Source organism: Ruegeria sp. BI12 (assembly GCF_056537985.1).
Genome location: NZ_JBQFSL010000003.1, coordinates 1 through 12,902 on the forward strand (window position 1 = coordinate 1; position 12,902 = coordinate 12,902).

12 protein-coding genes are annotated in these 12,902 nt (G+C 56.1%); 9 read left to right on the forward strand and 3 right to left on the reverse strand.

All coding sequences use genetic code 11. The features are described from left to right. The first annotated feature begins 194 nt into the window (after positions 1-194). From ACR0AK_RS18930 to arcC, 6 genes are all read left to right on the forward strand, one after another. On the forward strand, positions 195-1,190 hold the full coding sequence (locus ACR0AK_RS18930; protein WP_480794536.1) for a helix-turn-helix domain-containing protein: 996 nt from the start codon (positions 195-197) through the stop codon (positions 1,188-1,190). Positions 1,191-1,458: 268 nt separating this feature from the next. Continuing rightward, positions 1,459-2,946 carry a YfcC family protein gene (locus ACR0AK_RS18935; protein ID WP_480794537.1) on the forward strand — a complete coding sequence of 496 codons (1,488 nt, stop codon included), beginning with the start codon at positions 1,459-1,461 and terminating at the stop codon, positions 2,944-2,946. A 9-nt stretch (positions 2,947-2,955) separates the two neighbouring features. Continuing rightward, the gene (locus ACR0AK_RS18940; RefSeq protein ID WP_480794538.1) at positions 2,956-4,326 is read left to right on the forward strand and encodes an amino acid permease; all 1,371 of its coding nucleotides are present in this window, start codon (positions 2,956-2,958) and stop codon (positions 4,324-4,326) included. After that, on the forward strand, positions 4,323-5,549 hold the full coding sequence (locus ACR0AK_RS18945) for an arginine deiminase (RefSeq protein WP_480794539.1): 1,227 nt from the start codon (positions 4,323-4,325) through the stop codon (positions 5,547-5,549). Before ACR0AK_RS18940 ends, ACR0AK_RS18945 begins: the two co-directional genes overlap by 4 nt. A gap of 55 nt (positions 5,550-5,604) precedes the next feature. Beyond that, positions 5,605-6,603 carry an ornithine carbamoyltransferase gene (gene argF, locus ACR0AK_RS18950; RefSeq protein WP_480794540.1) on the forward strand — a complete coding sequence of 333 codons (999 nt, stop codon included), beginning with the start codon at positions 5,605-5,607 and terminating at the stop codon, positions 6,601-6,603. 3 nt (positions 6,604-6,606) lie between these two features. Next, positions 6,607-7,545, forward strand: a complete 939-nt coding sequence (gene arcC / locus ACR0AK_RS18955) for a carbamate kinase (protein WP_480794541.1) — start codon at positions 6,607-6,609, stop codon at positions 7,543-7,545. Positions 7,546-7,582: 37 nt separating this feature from the next. Here arcC and ACR0AK_RS18960 read toward each other — a convergent pair whose 3' ends face one another. Further along, on the reverse strand, positions 7,583-9,214 hold the full coding sequence (locus ACR0AK_RS18960) for an adenylate/guanylate cyclase domain-containing protein (protein WP_480794542.1): 1,632 nt from the start codon (positions 9,212-9,214) through the stop codon (positions 7,583-7,585). A gap of 120 nt (positions 9,215-9,334) precedes the next feature. Further along, on the reverse strand, positions 9,335-10,027 hold the full coding sequence (locus tag ACR0AK_RS18965) for a Crp/Fnr family transcriptional regulator (protein WP_170562332.1): 693 nt from the start codon (positions 10,025-10,027) through the stop codon (positions 9,335-9,337). Positions 10,028-10,208: 181 nt separating this feature from the next. Here ACR0AK_RS18965 and hemA point away from each other — a divergent pair, with 181 nt between their 5' ends. From hemA to ACR0AK_RS18980, 3 genes are all read left to right on the forward strand, one after another. Further along, a complete protein-coding gene (gene hemA / locus ACR0AK_RS18970) occupies positions 10,209-11,432 on the forward strand; it encodes a 5-aminolevulinate synthase (RefSeq protein ID WP_480794543.1) in 1,224 nt (407 codons plus the stop codon). Positions 11,433-11,526: 94 nt separating this feature from the next. Next, the gene (locus ACR0AK_RS18975) at positions 11,527-12,006 is read left to right on the forward strand and encodes a hypothetical protein (RefSeq protein WP_480794544.1); all 480 of its coding nucleotides are present in this window, start codon (positions 11,527-11,529) and stop codon (positions 12,004-12,006) included. After that, positions 12,003-12,605 carry a hypothetical protein gene (locus ACR0AK_RS18980; protein ID WP_480794545.1) on the forward strand — a complete coding sequence of 201 codons (603 nt, stop codon included), beginning with the start codon at positions 12,003-12,005 and terminating at the stop codon, positions 12,603-12,605. The genes ACR0AK_RS18975 and ACR0AK_RS18980 overlap by 4 nt, the downstream gene beginning before the upstream one ends. An 18-nt stretch (positions 12,606-12,623) precedes the next feature. Here ACR0AK_RS18980 and ACR0AK_RS18985 read toward each other — a convergent pair whose 3' ends face one another. After that, positions 12,624-12,902 (reverse strand): cytochrome C oxidase subunit IV family protein, encoded by a 279-nt coding sequence (locus ACR0AK_RS18985; protein ID WP_480794546.1) that lies wholly within the window; start codon positions 12,900-12,902, stop codon positions 12,624-12,626.

Here is a 12,902-nt window from a genome sequence, read left to right on the forward strand (position 1 = left end):
ACCAGTAAACCGCGTCGACAACGCTTACGGCGACAGAAACCTAATATGCACATGCCCACCAATGGACGCATACGAAGAAGCCGCCGAGTAAGTGGGCTGAAAACAAAGGCCGATCCCCGAATCCTCGGGGGTCGGCCCTAAGAAATTGACGAAGACACAGCGAGCAAGGCCCAAAACCACCAGGCGGAGGAACAATGAAACACTATGTCCTCAAAAACGGCCGATCACGCCAGGCCTGTTCTGCCCGGGAAATCCCTGACAGACATCACCATATCGATCTTGTCCTTTCTGGTACGGACACCGAAGCGTCAGCGCAGATTGTGATGGATTTCTTCGACGCCCTGAACAGGCTTGTCGAACACCATTCTTACTTCATCACCATCCGCAGGACGGCTGAAGATGCTGTCGGAGGGCCGCTATATTGGTCCGGGCGGACGGCCTTGTTCTGGGGGAATATCCATGAAAACTGGAAGTTGGGTAACGCTGAAAAATCCTGGGTTTCGCAAGTTTTGAACCTGTCCTCGCGCACGATACTTGTCGGTAGTGCTGTTTTGCTACTTGATCAGATCGGGCGCACTGAGAAAACAGTGGCTGCTGTGCATCCCAATTTTCTGGCCGCCGCACAGGAACTCGGGCTGATCGAAAATGCTTCGGGTATCCACATGGCCACTGATTGCCGGTTACATAGCGCCTCGACCCGGCTGGGCGCACTGCGGTTGTTGTCCAATTTCGTAGCGCTCGATCATGGAGAACACCTTGCTGACACCCTGCGCGGCTATATTGGCCTGTCTGAACCCAAAAGAACCGCCAAAAGCCAACTTGCAACCCTGCTGATCCAACGGTCCGAGGCTGATCGGCAAGTACGCAGAGCCGTCGAAACGATGCTTGATAATCTCGAGGATCCGTTGCGGATCTCCGATCTGGCGCAAGCGCTGAACACCTCGACGCGGCAACTGCAGCGTCGGTTCCTGAACAGAACCGGCACGAAACTTTTGACGACCTACAGAGAGTTGCGTCTGGAACGGGCTCACACGTTGCTTCGGACAACGGACCTGTCGCAACGCGAAATATCAGCGGCCACCGGGTTTTCTACGGCCGTCGCCTTGGGTCGCGCATTTCGCACGCGCTACAAGGCATCCCCGGACGACATCCGCAACCGACGCTTTGCGGGACAACTATCCTTTAGGTAGGCCAATGCGAACCACATCGCGGCAAACGATCGGCTCACCCTTCTTTTCTTAGATCAATCACTTTCCAGATATCAAATATCGGGTTGGCCGCCCCATTTCCGCCCGGTACAGCACGGCGATGCAAGCCCCGTCCAAACGCGGGACTTCGCCCAATCGCATCATGTTTAACAAGACTGGTGACAACTCGCCATCTTAGTACTAATTTGAAACCATAAAATTCAAATGTTTGATTGACTTACCGCTCTACCCCCTAAAGCGCGAGTATCCGATGTCGAAATTCAAATTCCCCACAGCCTTTACTATCCTGTTCATCTTGATCGCCGTTGTCGCGGTTCTGACTTGGGTTATCCCCGCAGGCGAATACGAGCGCCAGATGAACGAAGCACTTGGTAGTGAGGCCCCCGTTCCGGGCACCTACCACCAGGTCGAACCGAACCCACAGGGTTTAACTTCTGTTATTCTTGCGCCAATCGCCGGGATGTATGATCCGGGGCTTTTGGGAAGCTCCTCGAGCGCCGCAATTGATGTGGCGTTTTTTGTTCTGATCATAGGTGGATTCCTGATGGTGGTCACCAAGACCGGCGCGATTGATGCCGGGATCGGATGGTTGCTGCACAGGCTTGCTGGTCGCGAAATACTAATGATCCCCATCCTGATGACGGCCTTTGCGTTTGGTGGCACCAGCTATGGCATGGCCGAGGAATCGCTGGCCTTCTATGCGTTGATCATCCCGGTCTTTATCAGGGCCGGTTATGACTCGTTGACCGGGGTTGCGGTTATCATGCTGGGCGCGGGCATTGGTACGCTGGGCTCCACATTCAATGCGTTTGCCACGGTTGTGGCATCACAAGGTGCTGGGATTCCATTCACAAATGGTATCGTTTTGCGGTTTATCATTCTGGCCTTGTGTCTGGCTGCCGGCATCGCCTTTGTCATGCGCTACGCAAGACGGGTAAAGGCAGACCCATCGGTGTCGGTGGTTGCGGATCAGGCCGAAGAGAACCGGGCGCATTTCCTTAAGGGGTCCACAGACGATGATGCATTCCCCGAACTAACCCGAACCCGATCCATCATCCTGATCCTGTTCGGAGTTACCTTTGCCATCATGATATATGGCGTAGTCGCGCTGGGATGGTGGATGGCCGAAATGTCGGGCCTGTTCCTGGTGATGTCCATTCTCGTCTGGTGGGTAGGGAAGGCAGACGAAGGGTCACGGATGGATGAAGCGACCTTTGTCGAAACTTTCGTCGATGGTGCACGCGACCTGTTGGGGGTTGCGCTTATCATCGGTGTTGCACGCGGCGTGGTTGTCATCATGGACGCCGGCAAAATCACTGACACGATCCTCGCAAGTGCCGAAGGATTTGTGTCAGGTTTGAGCGAATTTGCATTTATCAATGCTATGTTCGGCATTCAGATTTTGATGTCATTCCTTGTGCCGTCCTCATCCGGGTTGGCGACACTGTCGATGCCGATCATGGCGCCGTTGGCAGATTTTGCCGGCGTCGGGCGCGACCTGGTGGTCACCGCATACCAATCGGCAAATGGATGGGTGAACCTGTTCAACCCGACATTCGCGGTGGTCATGGGCGGGTTGGCTATCGGACGCGTGTCTTATGACAGGTGGTTACGCTTTGTCTTCCCGCTACTGGTCATCCTTGCCATCATTATCTGTGCAGCACTGACGGTCGGCGCCATTGTAGACCCGGGGATCGACGCGCCCGCAGCCGAAACCACTGACACGACATCGAGTTGAGTCATCGCAATGGCTGAACACTCTGCGACCGAAACATCACGTTCTCTGGGTCTGACGGCCTGTATCGCTCTGGTCGTAGGGAACATGGTCGGGTCCGGGGTGTTTCTGTTGCCAGCCTCGCTGGCACCGTTCGGACCGATTGCAATTGCAGGGTGGATCGTGACATCCGCCGGGGCGCTGGTTCTGGCCATCATTTTCGGAAGATTGTCGCGTGTCGTCTCAAAACCCGGCGGTCCCTATGCCTATTCACAAGAGGCGTTTGGTGACTTTGCGGGCTTCATCATCGCTTGGGGATACTGGATTGCCCTGTGGACCGGTAACGCAGCTGTTGCCGTCGCACTGGTGGGATATTTAGGCTTCCTGTTCCCGGTTATTGTCGAAATCCCCATGTATGGTCTGGCCACAGCTTTGGTTGCGATCTGGGTCCTGACATTGATCAACATTCGCGGTGTCGAGGGAGCCGGTTTGGTTCAGATCGTGACAACCGTACTCAAGCTCGCGCCGCTGATCCTGATTGGTACGCTGGGTCTGCTCTGGATCGACACCGCGAATTACGTCCCGGTCAATCAAAGCGGCGCGTCGGCATTTACGGCGATCTCTGCAGCGGCCGCGCTGACGCTTTGGGCATATCTTGGGCTCGAATCCGCAACCGTTCCTTCTGGCGACGTGATCGAGCCTGAAAAAACCATCCCGCGCGCCACAGTGATCGGCGTAATTATCGCGGCTGGCGTCTATATCTCAGTCACTGCTGTTTCGATGGGCGTCATTCCCTCTGAAATACTGGCTGTGTCCGCTGCACCACTTGCAGCTGTCGGCGACGTTATATTTGGTCCAGTCGGTGGTATCCTTGTCGCCGTGGGCGCAGTGATTTCAACCTTTGGAACTTTGAATGGCTTCACCTTGCTCAGCGGTCAGGTCCCTTACGGCGCCGCTTTGGACCGCGTTTTTCCTGCCGCCCTAGCGCAGAAATCCAAGTTTGGAACCCCGGCAAATGCGTTGATCCTGTCGAATGCGCTGGCCTCGGTACTGATCATCATGAACTACGCTCAGGGTCTGGTCGCGGCATTCAACTTTGTCATTCTGCTCGCCGTTGTTGCCAGTTTGCTGCCCTATGCCATCTGTTCCGTCGCCGAGATCATGATCCGATTAAAAGGCGGGCAGGTGTTGCATGGCCCGGAATTGGCAAAGGTCGTCGTTCTGGGCGCGCTTGGCTTTGTCTACTCGGTCTGGGCTTTCATCGGCTCGGGCGCTGAAACCGTTTTGGTTGGCTCGGTTCTGTTGCTGGCGGGCGTGCCAATCCATGTCTGGGTCCGCTGGAGCCAGGCCAATGACGTTGAAGACATTCAGAAAACGGACATTTCGAAAGGAGAGTTGCCATGAAGCTCGGCGTTCATTCCGAGATCGGAAAGCTTAACAAGGTGATCGTCTCGCGCCCATCGCTGGCGCATGATCGCCTGACACCGCGAAACTGCGAAGAGCTTTTGTTCGATGACGTGATCTGGGTCGAGCAGGCCCGCAAGGACCACGCAGAATTCTGTTCCCTGATGCGGGAACGCGGGGTCGAGGTTTACGACATTCAGGATCTGCTCGCCCAAGCCATCGCAGAAGATCCGGCAGCGCGCGCCTTCCTGCTGGACCGACTGATCACGCCCAACATGGTCGGCCTAGGCTTTTCCGTGGAAATGCGTGCCTGGTTGGACGAGATGGACGCCAAGCTGCTTGCTCGCCATATGCTCGGCGGCATCATCTTCGCAGACCTGCCCAAAGGTATGATCGACGAACAGTTCGGTGATCTGGTTTCTCTGGGCGACTTCATCCTTCCCGCCATCCCCAACGCGCAGTTCCAGCGGGACCCCTCCTGCTGGATTTTCGATGGCGTGACGACGAACCCGATGTTCTGGCCCGCTCGCAAGCCGGAAACCCTGATCATGCGTACGGTGTATCGCCACCATAAGATGTTCAAGGACGCCGAGTTCGAGTTCTGGTGGGGCGATAGCGACGACGATTTCGGCCTCGCCTCGGTCGAGGGTGGCGACGTTCAACCGGTGGGCAACGGCACTGTCTTCGTAGGGATGGGCGAGCGCACAACCCGGCAGGCCGTCGCTCAGGTTGCCGAAGCGCTGTTCAGGAAGGGCGGTGCTGAACGTGTCGTCGCCTGTGCCATGCCAAAAAGCCGCGCGGCCATGCATCTGGATACTGTCTTCACTTGCCTTGACCATGACAAAGTCACTGCATTCTCGGAAGTTGCGGACCAGATCACCTGTATATCGATCCGTCCGGGTGACCGCGGGGACTTGGATATCCACGTGGAAAAAGGGCACTTGTTCGACGTTTACAAAGAAGCGCTGGGGCTGAACTCGCTGGAGGTCATATCGACTGGCGGCAACGAGTTCCAGGCCGAACGCGAACAATGGGATGACGGCAATAACGTCGTGGCCCTCTCGCCCGGTGTGGTCGTCGGCTATGCGCGCAACACGTTTACGAACGGCAAGATGCGGGCAGCTGGTGTCGAAGTCATCGAAATCTCGGGTCAGGAACTAGGGCGTGGGCGCGGCGGTGGCCACTGCATGACCTGCCCGATCGACCGCGACCCCGCCTATTGAATTTACCATGGGTGCAGCCCCCTGCGCCAACTGATTTTTGTTAGGGAGAGACAAAATGGCATTCAATCTCAAAGGCCGTAGCTATCTGAAAATCGCCGATTTCAGCCAGCGTGAAATGCTGTACCTGCTGGATCTGGCCCGCGACCTGAAACGCGCGAAATACGCCCGCGCAGAACAGCCGTCGCTGACCGGCAAGAACATCTGCCTGATTTTCGAAAAAACTTCGACACGCACCCGCTGCGCATTTGAAGTTGCAGCATACGATCAGGGTGCAAACATTACCTATCTCGATCCATCGGGCTCGCAGATCGGCCACAAGGAATCAATGAAAGACACGGCTCGCGTTCTGGGCCGCATGTTCGACGGCATCGAATTTCGTGGTGCAGGTCAGGACATGGTGGAAACCCTGTCAGATTATGCCGGCGTCCCGGTCTATAACGGCCTGACTGACGACTGGCATCCGACACAGATGCTTGCCGATATGCAAACCATGATCGAGCACGCCGACAAACCCCGCAAGGACATCGTCTATGCCTATTCGGGCGATTGCCGGTCGAATATGGGCAACTCACTGCTGATGCTGGGCGCGATCATGGGCTGCGACGTGCGGATGGTTTCGCCAAAGGAAACCCAGCCCCACGATGATGTGCGGGAGCTGGCAATGGAGCGGGCCCAAAAGACGGGTGCTCGTGTGACCATCACGGATGATACGTCTGCTGTGGAAGGCGCGGATTTCATTCATACTGACGTCTGGGTGTCGATGGGTGAGCCAAAAGAGGTCTGGGCTGAGCGGATCAAGTTGCTGAGCCCTTATCAGGTCAACATGGACCTGATGAAGAAAACCGGCAATCCGGGCGTCAAGTTCATGCATTGTTTGCCTGCCTTCCACAACCTGGAAACAAAAGTCGGTCAGGACATTCACGAACAGTTTGGCATCACCGAAATGGAAGTCACCGACGAAGTGTTCGAAAGCGATATGAATATTGCCTTCGAGCAAGCCGAAAACCGGATGCACACAATCAAAGCGATCCTCGTCGCCACGTTGGGGGCCTGATCCATGGGTCGCGTTGTTGTAGCACTCGGCGGCAACGCGCTTCTCAAACGGGGTGAGGCAATGACGGCGGACAATCAACGCAAGAACGCGAAGATTGCCGCCGAAGCCCTCGCCCCGCTCTGCGAAGCGCATGAAACCGTCATCACTCATGGCAATGGTCCGCAGGTCGGGATGCTGGCCTTGCAAGAAATCATGTACACCGATGTCGAGGAATACCCGCTGGACGTCCTCGTCGGCGAAACGATGGGAATGATCGGTTACATGATCGAGCAGGAGCTTGGGAACATCCTGCCTTTCGAGCATCACATCGCCACCCTGTTGACCATGATCGAGGTCGACCCGAGCGACCCGGCCTTCGAGAACCCGACAAAGTTCATCGGGCAGGTTTATTCCGAAGCGGACGCCAAGAAAGAGGCGGCTGACAAGGGCTGGACGGTGAAACCGGATGGCGAGTACTGGCGGCGCGTGGTGCCCTCGCCCCGCCCAAAACGTATCTTTCAGGTCGATCCGATCCGCTGGATCTTGGAAAAGGGTGCTACTGTGATCGCTGCTGGTGGGGGCGGCATTCCGACGATGTACGAGGCAGGTGCCGAACGGAAACTCGTTGGGGTCGAAGCCGTCATCGATAAGGATTTCGCCTCATGCCTGTTGGCGCAAAACCTTGGTGCAGATTTCTTTGTCATCGCCACGGATGCTGAAGCTGTATTCCTGAACTGGGGAACACCCGATCAGAAGGGTATTCGGTCAATCACGCCGGACGCTTTGGATGAGTATGACTTTCCCGCCGGATCTATGGGGCCCAAGGTGCAGGCTGCGCAGGACTATGTGCGGTCTTCGGGTGGTCGTGCGATCATCTGCGCACTCGCCGACGTTCCAGCAGCGGTACGTGGGGAAAAAGGCACGACGGTTTCATTGGAGGCAGGCGCGACGCAGTTTCACTAGGCGACATGTGGGCGCGCATCTGTTCCGCGATGCGCCCTTATGGGTCACAGACCTGGGGCACCGCCCGGCCTTCTGCCAGACGCGCCAGTTCAAAGGCTGACACATGGCTTCCGATGCCTTTCAGGTCGAACGGTCCCGCAGGCGTCATGTCGATATGCACCTGTCGGGCAGTCGCGTTTGACACAAGAACTTGACCATCCTCGGCGATTTCGCACAAGCGTGCCGCTAGATTCGGAGCGGGCCCGATGGCCGAATAGTCCAGACGGCTCTCAAAGCCGATGCGGCCCAAAGTTGCTGCGCCCGTTGCGATCCCGATGCCGAGGCCAAGACCATGCTGTGCAATACCAGCCCTGTACGGGGCCATCGCTTTTCGGACATCCACTTGCATTTTCTGGGCCAGATCAACGGCTCTTTGCGCAGCATCATCCAGCGGCACCGGCGCGCCGAACAAAACCATCAAACCGTCGCCAAGAAACCTCTCCAATGTTCCACCGCAAGCTTCGACAAGCGGTCCGCAAGTGCCGTGAAATGAGTTGAGTGCCGCGACGACCTGATCCGCATTGGCAACGGCGGCGAAGGCCGTGAACCCGCGCAGATCGGCAAAAAGAACAGTGATCTCGGCCTTACGGGTTCTCAAGACATCTGCCTCATCGGTCGCACCGACGATCATCGCTGCCACCTGCGGCGGCAGGAAACGTTTCAGACGATTGGTGCGTTCGATCTCTTCTATCTGGTTGGCGACCCGAGTTTCTAACGCTGCATTCAAATCGGCCAATTGGGCTTTTTGCACTTCAACTTGGCCATAAAGCGCGCCCAACTTTTCGCTCGTTTGGTTCACGTGGTTTGCCAGCTCACCAAGTTCATCCCGATTAGGAACCGTAATTCGGTTATCGAACCCACCCCGGGACAGCTTGCTGAGCACAGCATGGATGCGTTCGATAGGCCATAACAGAGACGAGGAAATCGAATACCCCAACAAAAGAGCAATCCCAATCGCCGCAATCGCCGCAGCCGTGATGCTCAGGCGCGAGGTCAAGTATGCCTTTTCTGTCGTCCGCGCCAGTTCGCGCACTTCCTGTTCGATATCCTGTGCTACGGTATACGCCTCGCGCTGCATGGCTTGCAGCGGCGCGAACATTTGGTCGATACCGTGTTGTGCTGCGGCTAACAGGTCGCCTTCGCGGTTCAGGCGTCGCAGTTCAGTGATTGCCGGTAAAATCTCCTGAAGGTCAGATCGAAGGTTAGTGATCGCCTGCGCATCTGGCATGCCCGGCTGCCCAAAACTACGAAAACCAAGGGCAAGATTGCGTTCTAGTGCCGCCGAGACGTGAAGTATTGAGCGCGTTGAAGCCCCCAGAATTCCGTTCTGACGAGAAGGGCCTTTCAGGTTCTGTGGAACGAACAAAGACAGAAGATGTGTGTTCAGGTTCGAGATCGTTGTGTGGGTGTCATTGAAAAACGCAATACGCTCCTGATCGCGCATCATTGCCTCGGACCGGAGATTGGCTTGATGCAAGGCATAAAGGCCAAACAACACCAAGCAAACCAGCAGACCGGTTATTCCCAGAAATGCCACCAGCAGCTTGGCCCGAACCGAAAGAGCGACCTTGGCGACGCTGAGCGCAACCAAGGGCGGCCTGTCAGGGCCACCGTTGCGGTCGTGTGTCATGCTGCACCCCCCGCCGAAATAAGCGGCAGAACTGGCAGCACTATACACAAATATGCAAAAAAACGCTAGCAAATAGCTCGAAATGTCTGCGCAAATAACCCAGGCGGAGCAGAATGTGCGCTACTTTTCGGACGAGTCGCTTTCGGCGTAGTCACGCAAGCTTTGGATATCCGCGATTTCGGCGTGATTGCGATTGATTTTCACACCCACCGGCTTGAGCCGCGAAAACGCCCTGCTCAGACTTTCGGGTTTCATGCCCAAGCGCCCGGCAATCAGCATCTTGTCGTAAGGCAGCTCGACTTCGCAGCCGCCGGACACTTTGTCGGACAGGTTCAGCAGAAACTCGGCCACCCTCTGTGCGCCGGTCTGAGCCTTGAGTTGCTCTAGCTGCGCAACCAGTGAATGAAGATGGGTAAAGGTCGAGGCCAGGATCGACACACCAATCTCCGGGTCTTCGCGCATCAAGGACAAAAGAACCGGACTGGGAATATGCATCACTTCACAGGCCGAAACTGCCTCGGCTGAGACAGGGTAAGGCACATTGCGCAGCGCGACTGCCTCACCAAAGCTTTCGCCACGGGTAAAGACGCTGACGACGGCCTCGGCCCCGGTTGGCGCCATACGAAACAGCTTGACCCAACCCGCCAAAACCACGTGTACGGCCTTAGCCTCTTCTTCCTGCAGAAAGATCGTCTCGCCCCGGTCGTAACGCCGCCAGATCGCATGACTGAGCAGTTTGTCGATATGGTGCTCTGGCAGGCTTTTCAGCAATAGCGACTGTCTGGCGATTGCCTTTTGTGTTTCATGGGCCAAGAAGGGTCCCCTTTTTCCCTGGCCGATCTCTCGGCCGGTACATTCTTTGCCATATGGCTATGCCAAACCTGAATCCTCTGCACCAGCTTTTTCCTTTGCTGCAACTTGACAATTGTCATGTCAACGCTCGGCCAGTCTGCCTAACCTGGGGTCAAAGCCAGTATTCCCGGGAGTGTGTCAGATGGACTACGAGCGATTTTTCACCCAGAGCCTTGATGATCTGCGGGATGAAGGAAACTATCGCGTTTTCATAGATCTGCAACGACACTGTGGGGCGTTCCCCAACGCGTGCCAAACTGACGGGACCGTGCGAAGAGACGTGCGGATCTGGTGTTCCAATGACTATCTGGGCATGGGCCAGCATCCGAATGTCATTGGCGCCATGCACGACGCACTGGATCGCTGCGGCGCAGGCGCGGGGGGCACGCGCAACATCTCGGGCACGACGCATGACCACGTATTGCTGGAAAACGAATTGGCCGACCTGCATGGGAAAGAGGCCGCGCTTTTGTTCACTTCGGGTTACGTTTCGAACTGGGCCGCGTTGGGAACTTTGGCGGCTAAGATCCCGGGTCTGATCGTCTTTTCAGACGCGTTAAACCATGCCTCGATGATCGAAGGCATCCGCCATTCGCGGGCACAGAAGGTGATCTGGAAGCACAACAATCTGGAAGATCTTGAGGCAAAACTGGCTGCAGCGCCCCCCGATGCTCCCAAGATGATTGCGTTTGAATCAGTCTATTCCATGGATGGCGACATCGCTCCGATCAAAGAAATCTGTGATCTGGCCGACAAATACGGCGCGATGACCTATCTGGATGAGGTCCACGCCGTAGGCCTTTACGGCCAGCGCGGCGGTGGTATCGCCGAGCGCGAAGGGTTAATGGACCGGCTGACCGTCATCGAAGGCACGTTGGGCAAAGCATTCGGCGTAGTCGGCGGCTATATCGCCGCTTCGACCGCACTGTGCGATTTCGTGCGCAGTTTTGCCAGCGGGTTCATCTTTACCACCGCCCTTCCCCCTGCGATTGCGGCAGGTGCGGCGGCCTCGATCCGGCATCTGAAACAGTCGAACGCTGAGCGTGACCTGCAAAAGGCGCGCGTGGATCAGGTCCGTGCACGGCTGGATGCCGAAGGAATTCCACACCTGCCCAACCCAAGCCACATCATCCCCGTGATGGTGAGCGATCCGGTAAAATGCAAATTCATCTCGGACACGCTGCTGGAAGAGTTTGGTATCTACATCCAGCCGATCAACTATCCCACCGTGCCAAAAGGGACCGAGCGTTTGCGGATCACGCCTTCGCCCGTGCATACAGATGAGGACATCGACCATCTGGTCAGCGCCCTGTCGGCCCTTTGGCAACGCTGCCAGATCGCGCGGATGCCTATGGCGGCGCAATAGTCAGCGCGCCCATTCGTATCAAAATCGCCGCCTCATCGAGGCGGCTTTTTTGATGCAACAAACTTCTGCCCAATTCTGGTTCTATCCGGACAACATGAAGCAGTTTATTCTCTTAGGTTGTATTGCCCTCGCCGTAATTGGGTGCAGTCGAGAAACCCCACGTGACAAGATGTTCGATGAATTGCGTGCGCAAAAGGACGTTCAGACGCCTTTTCCTAGCGCAGGTTACACCTATGCCAGCTTTGACACAGGCCACGGCTATCAAATCGAATATCTGGACCCCAATGGGCGCGCTTTTCTTTGGTACCCGGGCAATCGTAGCGCTGTGTCGGGTGAATGGAAAAGCGTGCTGGACGAGATTTGCTATCGCTACGGTTCGAACACGTTCAACCCCCAAACATTGCAGCGAGGCGGGTCCTGGAGCTGCGATTACACGGGACGGGCTGGCTATCTCGTCACGGCCTATCAAAAAGGTGATCCCTTCAATCTGAGATCCGGGAAAATCCCTTATGCCCGCAGCAAATGCGATCTTCCCAAAGAATTAAAGAAAATCAAGAAAGTGAGTTGCAAATGAGGATCGTTTTATCTGCTGTGGTTCTTGTTCTCATGAGCCACGCTGCAGCCAGTGCCTGCACCAGCATGAAGCGCTTGCCCGTATTCAACTACAAGAAACATGCCAGTGGTGACGCTGATTTCTACGGCCTTGATCCCAAGAAAGGTCGATACATCGTTATCCAGCACACGGCCGGGGTTTCAAAAATCGAGATTTCGGCAAAACGTGGTGCAAAGGCGCAATACACCCGAGCGGGTACCGGGGACCCCTTGCCTGTGACCGTTATGGTTTCCGAAAACCTCTGCACTCAGGGAAGTACGCGGCTGTTCACAAAGAAGTTTCATGCCCGATTAAAAGAACAATACTCAACGCAATTCTACTTGCCGTTTTCTGCTTCTCAAAACAAGATCCCAGCTATTAATCTGGCTCAATCGGTTCTGCGGGCAACGTACTGCCCAAAGGGTGAAATCGCGCTCAACCACAAGTTTCAATACGTCGACAAGTCCGGCAGCAACCCTGTCGTGAAAACAGCGCCCGCAGCCCGAGCCTGGGGGTCCGATCCATTCGATGAAAAGTGGATCATTCAACTGACATGTTCGGAATGGCGAAGCATCCAATAGGAACTATGGCGGACGGCTTCAGATCAGGAACAGTGCCAGAATAAGGCACCCGAAGGTGATCATGACAAAAGTGAACCCGCGCAGCCACGTGGGGCTACCGGCAAGGTCCAGGTAACGCGCAAGGATTACCCGGACTTTGATGAGCGCGAGAATCAAAATGCCGCTGCCAACAAAAGCCGGGGGCGCCGGTAGCATGGTCAGCAACGTTGAGGCCAAGCTGAGTGCCAGCAGGGTTACCCAGGCGCGTCTTAGTGTGCTCGGCGGCCATTGGCGGGAGAGTTTTGAAGCGGCGCGCAT

Excerpts from the sequence above, each read along its gene's own strand:
- ACR0AK_RS18930 (WP_480794536.1), top strand. The coding sequence starts at position 195 with ATGAAACACTATGTCCTCAAAAACGGCCGATCACGCCAGGCCTGTTCT.
- ACR0AK_RS18935 (WP_480794537.1), top strand. The coding sequence starts at position 1,459 with ATGTCGAAATTCAAATTCCCCACAGCCTTTACTATCCTGTTCATCTTG.
- ACR0AK_RS18940 (WP_480794538.1), top strand. The coding sequence starts at position 2,956 with ATGGCTGAACACTCTGCGACCGAAACATCACGTTCTCTGGGTCTGACG.
- ACR0AK_RS18945 (WP_480794539.1), top strand. The coding sequence starts at position 4,323 with ATGAAGCTCGGCGTTCATTCCGAGATCGGAAAGCTTAACAAGGTGATC.
- argF (WP_480794540.1), top strand. The coding sequence starts at position 5,605 with ATGGCATTCAATCTCAAAGGCCGTAGCTATCTGAAAATCGCCGATTTC.
- arcC (WP_480794541.1), top strand. The coding sequence starts at position 6,607 with ATGGGTCGCGTTGTTGTAGCACTCGGCGGCAACGCGCTTCTCAAACGG.
- ACR0AK_RS18960 (WP_480794542.1), bottom strand. The coding sequence starts at position 9,214 with ATGACACACGACCGCAACGGTGGCCCTGACAGGCCGCCCTTGGTTGCG.
- hemA (WP_480794543.1), top strand. The coding sequence starts at position 10,209 with ATGGACTACGAGCGATTTTTCACCCAGAGCCTTGATGATCTGCGGGAT.
- ACR0AK_RS18975 (WP_480794544.1), top strand. The coding sequence starts at position 11,527 with ATGAAGCAGTTTATTCTCTTAGGTTGTATTGCCCTCGCCGTAATTGGG.
- ACR0AK_RS18980 (WP_480794545.1), top strand. The coding sequence starts at position 12,003 with ATGAGGATCGTTTTATCTGCTGTGGTTCTTGTTCTCATGAGCCACGCT.
- ACR0AK_RS18985 (WP_480794546.1), bottom strand. The coding sequence starts at position 12,902 with ATGCGCGCCGCTTCAAAACTCTCCCGCCAATGGCCGCCGAGCACACTA.